2 protein-coding genes and 1 pseudogene are annotated in these 2,061 nt (G+C 60.7%); 2 read left to right on the top strand and 1 reads right to left on the bottom strand.

Annotation, left to right across the window (positions count from 1 at the left end; all coding sequences use genetic code 11):
• Positions 1-192: pseudogene (locus A1351_RS25210) on the top strand (toll/interleukin-1 receptor domain-containing protein); the annotation flags it as partial.
• The gene (locus A1351_RS06765) at positions 189-1,703 is read left to right on the top strand and encodes a hypothetical protein (protein WP_064032575.1); all 1,515 of its coding nucleotides are present in this window, start codon (positions 189-191) and stop codon (positions 1,701-1,703) included. The pseudogene A1351_RS25210 and the gene A1351_RS06765, both read left to right, overlap by 4 nt.
• 148 nt (positions 1,704-1,851) lie before the next feature.
• Here A1351_RS06765 and A1351_RS25620 read toward each other — a convergent pair.
• A partial coding sequence (locus A1351_RS25620; RefSeq protein ID WP_210178242.1) for a hypothetical protein occupies positions 1,852-2,061 on the bottom strand: 210 nt, incomplete at its 5' end.

Genomic DNA, 2,061 nt, shown 5'->3' with positions numbered 1-2,061 from the left:
GACGGAAAGTCGCCCATCGAAATCGGCTTGGATGGTCCAGAAAAGCTCGTCCTGTCCGACTGGCCGATGCAATTGAGCACCGCTCGCAGCATGCCGGACGATCTCAGGGTTGCCGACGAGCCGGAGGTTCCAGAGGAACCCGACGACGGCGATGAAGATTTCGATGAAGACGACGCGGAGGACTCCGAATGAGCGGATGGCGTCTCATCCATGTTCCCGAGCCGCGCTTGGCGTTCGGGTTCGGCCAGACTGCCGAGCATCCGAAGGACGGCCTGTTTCTATATGGGCCGCCGGCATCCAATTTGAATCCAGCCCGCATGGATGTCGGTGTCGTCGCCACCGCTGCGGGCATCGAGCGCTACCAGCGCTGGGTCAAGTCGATCGGGTTGACCATCTCGCCTCCTGCCGAGGGAAAGCCAGAGAACAAGATGTTCTGGCCGGGGTTCGAGGCTGTTTTTGCGGCGCCGTGGCCGGAGCAGCCCTATGCTAGCTGCGTGATCGACGGTGCCGAACTGAGTCGACGCATCCGCATCGAAAATCGCTATGAGGCGATCTCGGAGGCCGCCAAGCTCTACGGCGACACTCTGCGTCGCCACTTGGACGACGAAGAGGCCCGCCCGAAGCTGTGGTTCGCAGTCCTGCCGGAGGAGGTTTTCCGCTACGGGCGACCAAAGTCCATCGTCCCGAGGGCGGAACGGGAAAAATCGACCGCGCCCGTCAGTAGAAGGCTCGCCAAGACGGTCCTCGAGAAGGGTTGGCTCTTTCCCGAGGACGTCGAGGCGGCGGAGATATACGAATACGAGCTGAATTTTCACAACCAACTCAAGGCGCGCCTGCTGGATACGAGACAGGTCATCCAGGTCGTGCGCGAGACGACCCTGACGCCGGAAGACTTCGATCAGAACATCCGACGTTCCTTGCAGCACCCGTCGGCGGTCGCATGGAACCTGTCCACGACGGCCTTCTACAAGGCGGACGGACGCCCATGGCGCGTTGCCGACATCCGGGATGGAGTCTGCTACGTCGGGCTGGTGTTCAAGCGATTGGACAACGCGAGCGGTCGGGACAATGCCTGCTGTGGAGCGCAGATGTTCCTCGGCTCGGGCGATGGCGTCGTTTTCAAGGGCGCCGTCGGTCCGTGGCATTCGGCGACCGACAATTCCTTCCATCTTTCGAAGGCCAAGGCCGCCGAATTGATGGACATGATCATCCGGGCCTACACCGCGCAGCACGGAAAGCCGCCGAACGAGCTTTTCATTCATGGGAAGGTGCGGTTCGACAATGAGGAATGGGCGGGCTTCTCCAGCACCGTACCGCCGGCGACCAGACTGGTCGGGGTCCAAATCAGACGCCAGAATGAGGTGAAGCTTTTCCGTTACGGAAGCAGACCGGTCCTGCGGGGAACGGCGGCCATCGTGTCCGAGCGATTTGCCTATCTGTGGACGGTCGGTTTCACCCCGCGCTTGGCGACCTATCCCGGGCGCGAGGTTCCGAATCCGCTGACGGTCGACGTCGTGCGTGGCGACTGTCCGATCGAGACCGTTCTCGGCGATCTCATGGCGTTGACGAAGCTGAATTTCAACGGCGCGAACTTCTCGGATGGCCTGCCGGTGACGTTGCGCTTCGCGGACCTCGTCGGCGAGATTCTGACGGCGGGCCCAAACAAAGAGACGGCGCCGCTGCCGTTCAAGTTCTACATCTGATCGGACCCAAGTCCGTCGGGATCGGAACCTCGGGCACTCGCACGTCGACGACGCACTGCTCCCTGAACTCCCATTGTTGACCGCACAATCCCATGCCCGTGACACGTTGCCCTAACGATTGCAGACGAGACGGGAGCTTTGACGGGCTTCAATTCCCCGACGATTTCCGCTGAGAAATCGAGCTAAGCAATTGATATAAGTCGATTAAGTGGTCGTTGCCGAATCGGCGTGAACGTGAGAGGTTGGCTCGATAAAAAGGTAGAAAGTCGGATATCTGGATTTCCATGGCAAAGGTGCCGAAACGTGATGCCAAGCCTGCGGATCGGTCGAGGACGGACGGTCGCAAGCCGTTCTTGGC

This window comes from Methylosinus sp. R-45379 (assembly GCF_001644125.1).
Lineage (GTDB): Bacteria > Pseudomonadota > Alphaproteobacteria > Rhizobiales > Beijerinckiaceae > Methylosinus.
Note: the sequence above shows the minus strand (reverse complement) of the source record. Positions and strands in the feature narration are given on the sequence as shown.